The organism is Syntrophothermus sp. (genome assembly GCF_013314835.1).
Lineage (GTDB): Bacteria > Bacillota > Syntrophomonadia > Syntrophomonadales > Syntrophothermaceae > Syntrophothermus > Syntrophothermus lipocalidus.
In genome coordinates this window covers 1-8,632 of record NZ_JABUEX010000072.1, presented here as the reverse complement: position 1 = coordinate 8,632, position 8,632 = coordinate 1, and the positions used below count along the sequence as shown (strand labels likewise).

Here is an 8,632-nt window from a genome sequence, read left to right as displayed (position 1 = left end):
ATTCTTTGCACAACGAAAAGGGAGCTTGGAAGGGATGAGGAAGATAAAAAGAAGGGGAAAAGGTTTATTACCGGCTTTGGCTATGACTTTGTTTCAGCAAAACCTACCGCTTTTTCTCTGGACACGCCCCGAGTTTGCACTTTGGCTATTCCCATGTTTCAGCAAAAGGGGGCTTTTAGCTGAAATAAGGAAATAGCAGGAAATTGGTTTTTTCCCAAAAAATAAAAAAAGCTCTCGACACCTACTTTCCCCCTTGCGGAGTATCATCGGCGACGGAGGGCTTAACTTCCGGGTTCGGAATGGGACCGGGTGTACCCCCTCCGCTATGGTCGAGAGCAATAAAAACATGATAAGATGGGAGACTAAAAGGTAAAAGGTCAAGGCTAATGGTCGATTAGTACTACTCGGCTCAACGCATTACTGCGCTTACACCTGTAGCCTATCAACGTGGTAGTCTTCCACGGACCATATGGGGCACCTCATCTTGGGGCAAGTTTCCCACTTAGATGCTTTCAGCGGTTATCTCTTCCGAACATAGCTACCCTGCTTATGCCACTGGCGTGACAACAGGTACACTAGCGGTTCGTCCACTCCGGTCCTCTCGTACTAGGAGCAGCTCCCCTCAAGTGCCCAAACGCCTACGGCGGATAGGGACCATACTGTCTTACGACGTATTGAACCCAACTCACGTACCGCTTTAATGGGCGAACAGACCAACCCTTGGGACCTTCTCCAGCCCCAGGATGCGATGAGTCGACATCGAGGTGCCAAACCTTCCCGTCGATATGAACTCTTGGGGAAGATCAGCCTGTTATCCCCGGGGTACCTTTTATCCGTTGAGCGATGGCATTTCCACGCACAACCACCGGATCACTAAGCCCGACTTTCGTCCCTGCTCGGCTCGTCAGCCTCACAGTCAAGCTCCCTTCTGCCTTTACACTCTTCGCATGATTTCCAACCATGCTGAGGGAACCTTTGGGCGCCTCCGTTACCCTTTAGGAGGCGACCGCCCCAGTCAAACTACCCACCAGACGCTGTCCTCCACCCCGATTGCAAGGCGAGAGTTAGAAACCCAATTCACCAAGGGTAGTATCTCAAGGTCGGCTCCATGAGCACCAGAGCACCCACTTCTCAGCCTCCTACCTATCCTGCGCATGGTAAACCAAGTTTCAACGCCAAGTTGTAGTAAAGGTCCACGGGGTCTTTCTGTCCTGCCGTAGGTACTCGGTATCTTCACCGAGCATACAATTTCACCGAGCCTCTCGCTGAGACAGCGCTCAGATCGTTGGACCATTCATGCGGGTCGGAACTTACCCGACAAGGAATTTCGCTACCTTAGGACCGTTATAGTTACGGCCGCCGTTTACCGGGGCTTAGATTCGAAGCTTCGCCTCGCGGCTAACTCCTCCTCTTAACCTTCCGGCACTGGGCAGGTTTCAGACCCTATACCTCCTCTTACGAGTTTGCAGAGTCTTGTGTTTTTGGTAAACAGTCGCCTGAGCCTCTTTACTGCGACCTGCTTCCGCAGGCACCCCTTCTCCCGAAGTTACGGGGCCATTTTGCAGAGTTCCTTAGCGAGAGTTATCTCGAGCGCCTTAGGTTATTCACCCCGCACACCTGTGTCGGTTTTGGTACGGTCACCTGTCTTCATCGCTTAGAGGCTCTTTCTCGGCCCTACACTCGGCCGTCTTCTCCACCCCGAAAGGTGGATCGCTCACCTCTTGGCTTCGCGGCGCAAGCATTTCACTCACACCAGCCTCAATGGCTTCGACGAACATCCGTCAGTCCGCACGGCTCTATGCAGGGCGTCACCCCTTCACTCCAACAGGTGGCTACGGAATATCAACCGTATTCCCATCGGCTACGCCTTTCGGCCTCACCTTAGGGGCCGGCTAACCCTGGGTCGAATATCGTAGCCCAGGAACCCTTGTGCTTTCGGCGAACGGGTTTTTTACCCGTTTTATCGTGTACTCATGCCTGCATTCTCACTTCTACTCGCTCCAGATAACCTTACGATTATCCTTCGTCGCTCGTAGAACGCTTCCCTACCACTCTTCCGAGTCCGTGGCTTCGGTATACCGCTTAGCCCCGTACATTTTTGGCGCAGAATAACTCGACCAGTGAGCTATTACGCACTCTTTAAAGGATGGCTGCTTCTAAGCCAACCTCCTGGCTGTCTCGGTCATTCCACTTCCTTATCCACTGAGCGGTATTTCGGGACCTTAGCCGACGATCTGGGTTGTTTCCCTCTCGAATATGGAGCTTATCCCCCACATTCTCACTCCTGTGCCTCGGGTGCCAGTATTCGTAGTTTGGTTCGGGTTGGTAGGATAAATCCCCCGTCCCGATCCAGCGCTCTACCCCCAGCACTTGCTTCACAGGGCTGCACCTAAATGCATTTCGGGAAGAACCAGCTATCGCCACGTTCGTTTGGCCTTTCACTCCTAACCACAGGTCATCCGAAGACTTTTCAACGCCTACCGGTTCGGACCTCCATCCCGTGTTACCGGGACTTCATCCTGCCCATGGTTAGCTCACGCGGCTTCGGGTCTACAGGTAGTTACTAGACGCCCTATTCAGACTCGCTTTCGCTTCGGCTACTCCCCTCCAGGGATTAACCTCGCAACTACCTGTAACTCGCAGGCTCATTCTTCAATAGGCACGCAGTCACCCTTCGACTACGCTCAGGGCTCCTACAGCTTGTAAGCTAAGGGTTTCAGGTTCTATTTCACTCCCCTATCAGGGGTTCTTTTCGCCTTTCCCTCACGGTACTCGTTCGCTATCGGTCACCAGTGTTATTTAGCCTTGGAGGGTGGTCCCCCCAGCTTCACACAGAACTCCACGAATTCCGTGCTACTCAGGATACTCCCAGCCCACTTCCTCTTTCGCATACGGGGCTTTCACCCTCTATGGCCGGCCTTCCCAGAACCGTTCTGCTAGATTCCATGGTGCCTTTCGGAGTCCTACAACCCCGGTGAGCATGCCCACCGGTTTGGGCTATTCCCCTTTCGCTCGCCACTACTCAGGGAATCTCGTTTGATTTCTTTTCCTCCGGGTACTAAGATGTTTCAATTCCCCGGGTGCGCCTCACCTAACGGTGATGACCAGGCATGACCCTGGCCGGGTTTCCCCATTCGGACATCGCCGGATCTACGCCATTTGCGACTCCCCGACGCTTTTCGCAGCTTTTCACGTCCTTCTTCGCACACTGGTGCCAAGGCATCCACCCTTAGCCCTTTCTCCCTTGACCTTTTACCTTAGTCCTATATCCCATCTTATCTCATAATCTACAATCTTACCTACTCTATCCCCAACCCTATTTAACTGGAGATAAGGGGATTTGAACCCCTGACCCCCTGCTTGCAAGGCAGGTGCTCTCCCAACTGAGCTATATCCCCATTCCCACTGGGAGTAAATGGCCTCGAACCATTGACCTCAGCCTTATCAGGGCTGCGCTCTAACCACCTGAGCTATACTCCCAATCACCTCAATAAAAAACTATAAAAACAAACTGAGGTGAGAGACTCTTCCTTTCTCCCTATAAGGAGGTGATCCAGCCGCACCTTCCGGTACGGCTACCTTGTTACGACTTCACCCCCCTCACCAATCCTTCCTTCACTGGCCTCCCCCTCGCGGTTAGAGTTACCAGCATCAGGAAAAACCGACTCGGGTGGTGTGACGGGCGGTGTGTACAAGGCCCGAGAACGTATTCACCGCAGTTTGGCTGACCTGCGATTACTAGCAATTCCGGTTTCATGGAGTCGAGTTGCAGACTCCAATCCGTATTGAGGTCGCTTTTAGGGATTTGCTCCACCTCGCGGTCTCGCTTCCCTCTGTAACGACCATTGTAGTATGTGTGTGGCCCAGGACATAAAGGCCATGATGACTTGACGTCATCCCCTCCTTCCTCCGACTCGTCGCCGGCAGTCCCATTAGAGTGCTCCCTCGCAGGTAGCAACTAATGGCAGGGGTTGCGCTCGTTGCGGGACTTAACCCAACACCTCACGGCACGAGCTGACGACAGCCATGCAGCACCTGTGTACCAGTCCCTTGCGGGAAAGGTGGCTTTCACCACCGGTCCAGTACATGTCAAGCCCTGGTAAGGTTCTTCGTTTTGCATCGAATTAAACCACATACTCCACTGCTTGTGCGGGCCCCCGTCAATTTCTTTGAGTTTCAGCCTTGCGGCCGTACTCCCCAGGCGGTGCACTTATCGCGTTTGCTGCGGAGCCAACGGATACCGCCAACTCCTAGTGCACATCGTTTACGGCGTGGACTACCAGGGTATCTAATCCTGTTTGATCCCCACGCTTTCGCGCCTCAGCGTCAGTATCAGCATAGACGACTGCCTTCGCCTTCGGTGTTCCTCCCGATATCTACGCATTTCACCGCTACACCGGGAATTCCATCGCCTTCCACCGTACTCTAGCTTCGCAGTTTCAAATGCCCTCCCACAGTTGAGCCATGGTCTTTGACATTTGACTTGCGAAACCGCCTACGCGCCCTTTACGCCCAGTAATTCCGAGCAACGCTAGCCCCTTACGTATTACCGCGGCTGCTGGCACGTAATTAGCCGGGGCTTATTCGTAAGGTACCGTCATCAGTAAGCCATTTCCTGCTTACCTTATTCTTCCCTTACAAAAGAGGTTTACAATCCGAAGACCTTCTTCCCTCACGCGGCGTCGCTCCGTCAGGCTTTCGCCCATTGCGGAAAATTCTTGGCTGCTGCCTCCCGTAGGAGTAGGGGCCGTGTCGCAGTCCCCTTGTGGCTGACCATCCTCTCAGACCAGCTACCCGTCTCCGGCTTGGTGGGCTCTTACCCCGCCAACTACCTGATGGGACATGGGCTCATCTAAAGGCAAGGCATACGCCTCCTTTGATCTTACGATATCATCGGGTATTACCCTGAGTTTCCCCAGGCTATCCCCGTCCTCTAGGTAGATTCCCATGCATTACTCACCCGTCCGCCTCTCGCCGCCCACTGTATTGCTACAGCTGCGCTGCCGATCGACTTGCATGCCTAAGACACGCCGCCAGCGTTCGCTCTGAGCCAGAATCAAACCCTCCGTTATGAATTATCTCATAAAACATAACTTCAAAGTTTACCCTGGCTTATAAAGAGTCCCTCACCTCAGTACTATATCCAATCTTCCTATCTCCTATCTCTCCACACCTACTCGTCTCGTCAGCGTGGACTATTATTATACCACATTTTTGGCCTTTTGTCAAGAGGTTAGACAATCTTTTTTTTCAAACCTTCCCGCAAGAAGAATTCCCCACCAACTCAAAGAAAGTAGAAATCCCCTGCGCAATCTCTATCTCCGAGATATATAGTATACCATAAATACCCCCTCCGTGTCAAGTGAAAAAGCACAATTCCCGCCGGGACAGGCTACAGGAAGCTCCCCGCCCCCTGTAAACCCCCGCCCCTGCGGCGGTTTCTGTAGCATTCCGTCCATCGTCTTACCCTGCGGGCTGGGAGAAAAATCTGTGGCCTCGCTCCCTTCTGTAGCCGCCCGGGGACAGCCCTCCGTGCCTGACCCCGGTCTTCCTCGCCACCTCCTGTGGCTCGGATACTGGCAGGAGAATAGGGCCTTCTCCCACCAGGTCCGCAGGGCATGTGTTCCCCTGGTGGCTTCTGTCAGAAGGCACCGCAGGCAGGGGCGGAGAAGGCTATGGCGATGTCTCAGCAAACCCCGCCCGCGGGGCTGAAATACGGTGATAGCCCCTCACTCATCCTCCGGAAACGGAGCCACATGCCCCTCGCCTACCACATCACCTATCCCGAACGTCTCAAAATAATCACTCATCAGCATCCGCCCATACCCGTTCCTGATCATCACCAACCTCTTCACGGCCCCGCATCCGAATCCGGCCCACTCCAGTTAAAATATCCCGTCTCAATATCACTCCCACGAAAATATACCGCACCCCCTCTCCCAAGATCATTCTCCCCTATATACGATACATCCGTCGCTTTCCATTCCTTCCCTTTCACCCTCGTCCAGAAAATACCTGCCTCATCAAACCTCCACTCACCACGAATATTCGTGATAATCATCTCAGCCCCATCAGGCGCCTGCCCCCAGTTCGTCACAAACGCCCCACGAGAATCTACACACGCCTGAATAAAAAACTCCCCCCTCTCCTTCCCCGTTCTCGTAAACGTAATATACGACAACCCACACATCCAGTTAAAGGAATACCCCTCGCGCCTCTCCGGCCCACCAAGAAGAATCTTCAGCACCCTCTCCTTCCTCTTCCTCACAAACTCCCTCTTCGCCTCCTCAAGATTCGCTACCTCATACTTCTGCCCCTGATACCAGAACTCAATCTCGCTTATACACGTGTCATCGTATGTGGTACTAGGGTAGGTGGAGAGAATGTAAAATCCAATCTCATCAATTTCTACACTTTTTGGTAAAATAAGGGTAATCTGTTTTTCATCTTTCAGTAACAAATTCGTAAATAACACTATATCATATACTTTTTCATCATTTCTCTTCTTTCTAAACGATATATTAACTTCTCTTACTCTTTTGTTTTTTCTATATATTTCCTCATTTTTTTGGTAACCATTAAATATAACCATCTTATCCACTTTAAACGAAGGAGACCTAAAAGAAATAATAAACATCAATTGTTTCTCAAACAAAGGATTATAATCCTTATGCAAGGCTATCGCCGTATCCAACCGCCCATCCAGTAAATTTAAGGGAGAATAACTCAAAGGAGTGGGTACACGAATAAAAGACCCTTCAAACCAATCTATCAAAACCTTATCCCCAGTCCACAATTCCACCATTGCCCCACAATATAATATAACTATATACAATATTTTTCGCATCATTCTCCTCTCCTTTCAACTATTGAGTTAAAAGAAAATAATATCCTGCTAAATTATAATTGAAAACCATTTTTCCATCTTTCATTACAACATTCCCTTGCGCATCCTTCACCGCAAACAACTCCATAAACTCCTTGTAGTCGTCCTTAAAGATGGTCTGGCAACCTTCGGAGTAGTTCCAGCTGGCCCCAGAACCTCCTCCAAGGTGTATCCTCGTCGCCTCAAGATACCCGGGCTTTCTCTCAGGATGCGCCGGATTGTATCCATTCAGCGCTGGAACCTTTCCATTCCCCTCTATCGCTATCTCAAAACCCATCGAAAATTCTCTCCCCTTCATGGGACTTGCTTTGTATATCCCGGAGGCTATCGTCCCATAATGCTCCTTCCCATCATATTTCATGGGTATCTTCGCCTTCCCCTCCTTCAAACTGTCATATCTTCCCTTGTCAATCTCTTTCCACGTTTCTTTCCCCGTCTTCTCATAGTAGTGAAAATCACTGTATCTCGTCGAATCTAAACTCGCCCTGTTGAATTCCACTATCTTCCCATTCACAATCACCGTAATCCGATCATTGTACACATCCATCCCTTCATTGCTATACTCCATACGTCCTTCTTTGTTTAACTTCCCCGTCTTGCCAACTCTCACCCCCTTCCCCATCCCCTCTTCCCCAAGAATAAGAAATTGACTCCTTCCTCCTGTCAAATTCTTTATCGTATACTTCTCCCCTCTATTCTGTACCTCCCATAGGTATCCAAAGTCCTTCGTCATGTTTTCCTCTCCACCCCAGTTTCCTTCTATCTGCCTCTTCTCCCCTTCTAACCCTGCCTTCACCTTCTCAAGCCTTTCCTTCGCCTGCCCTTTCGCTCCCGCTATCTGCTTTTCCAACTCTTCTAAACGCTTATCTATCTCCTCCATACGCCTCTTGTCCGTTTCTAATTTCTCCTTCTCCATTTGATACCCCTTCAGCCCCATAAAATACTCATATTCCCGCCCTACCTCCGTTAAATTCCCATTCCTGTCATAAAGATCGTGCACCGCTGTATTCCCGCTCTTCGCCGCCCTCACCAACTTGTTCGTCATCATATGCACAAACTCCCCTCGAGAAGAATACCCATCAATAACCTCTTTCCCTCCATACATCTCCATCGCTTTATCAGTGGCTTCTTTGAGTCTCTGGTGCCCTAACTCATATAACTCCTTCGCCGTAAGCTTCGAAAAGTCCTCCTCCTTCCCTAAAAAAACATTCGTCTGCTTAAGCATATCATCAAGATCCCCTCTCTTTATCAGTTCCCTCACCTCCCTGTTTATCTCCTTATTCATCGCTACTTCATTACGATAATCCCTATAATCCTTATTCACCTGATCAGCATACTCAGATAAATCCTTCACCCCCCTGCTCGCATTATCCCCCAAGGCTCCCCGGGAATATTCCCTCGCCTTCTCCATCTTCCACTCATATTCAGCCTGCTTCATCGCCTTTTCACCGTAACTGCTCAAAGAAGACTTGCCCCCATCCTGGGCCCACTTTTTCTTCGCTATCTCCATCGCCCTTTCATATTGGGGATCAACAGCAAAACGAGTGGCCTGTCCCTTCGAACCAGAAGAGGGTTTCGTCCCTTTTGGCTCTTTTCCTCCCTTATTCCCCTTTTCTGACTCCCCCTCCTTCTTCCCTCCCGTTAAACCCTCCACCACCTTCTTCGCCTCCTGCCCTACATACGCCGCTATCTTGCTCGCCGTATCCACAACCGAATTCACCGCTCCCGCAATCGCATTCCCTACCG

Annotated in this window: 4 protein-coding genes, 2 tRNA genes and 3 rRNA genes; 1 reads left to right on the top strand and 8 read right to left on the bottom strand. The window is 50.9% G+C overall.

Annotation, left to right across the window (positions count from 1 at the left end):
* On the top strand, positions 1 to 183 hold a 183-nt coding region (locus HPY90_RS13755; protein WP_287195312.1), incomplete at its 5' end, for a hypothetical protein.
* A gap of 46 nt (positions 184 to 229) precedes the next feature.
* Here the strand turns inward: HPY90_RS13755 and rrf are convergent.
* The 8 genes from rrf to HPY90_RS13715 form a co-directional block, all read right to left on the bottom strand.
* A 5S ribosomal RNA gene (rrf, locus tag HPY90_RS13750) occupies positions 230 to 337 on the bottom strand.
* A 36-nt stretch (positions 338 to 373) separates the two neighbouring features.
* Positions 374 to 3,250: ribosomal RNA gene (locus HPY90_RS13745) — 23S ribosomal RNA — on the bottom strand.
* Between the two features lie 75 nt (positions 3,251 to 3,325).
* A tRNA-Ala gene (locus HPY90_RS13740) sits at positions 3,326 to 3,398 on the bottom strand.
* 8 nt (positions 3,399 to 3,406) lie between these two features.
* Positions 3,407 to 3,480: transfer RNA gene (locus HPY90_RS13735), tRNA-Ile, on the bottom strand.
* A gap of 61 nt (positions 3,481 to 3,541) precedes the next feature.
* A 16S ribosomal RNA gene (locus HPY90_RS13730) occupies positions 3,542 to 5,072 on the bottom strand.
* The 16S, 23S and 5S rRNA genes sit together here with 2 tRNA genes alongside, the layout of an rRNA operon.
* Before the next feature lie 657 nt (positions 5,073 to 5,729).
* Complete coding sequence (locus tag HPY90_RS13725; RefSeq protein WP_287195310.1) at positions 5,730 to 5,855, bottom strand: hypothetical protein; 126 nt, start codon at positions 5,853 to 5,855, stop codon at positions 5,730 to 5,732.
* The gene (locus tag HPY90_RS13720; protein WP_287195309.1) at positions 5,852 to 6,850 is read right to left on the bottom strand and encodes an NADase-type glycan-binding domain-containing protein; all 999 of its coding nucleotides are present in this window, start codon (positions 6,848 to 6,850) and stop codon (positions 5,852 to 5,854) included. The genes HPY90_RS13725 and HPY90_RS13720 overlap by 4 nt, the downstream gene beginning before the upstream one ends.
* Before the next feature lie 16 nt (positions 6,851 to 6,866).
* Positions 6,867 to 8,632: hypothetical protein (locus HPY90_RS13715; RefSeq protein ID WP_287195307.1), on the bottom strand; the 1,766-nt coding region annotated here is incomplete at its 5' end.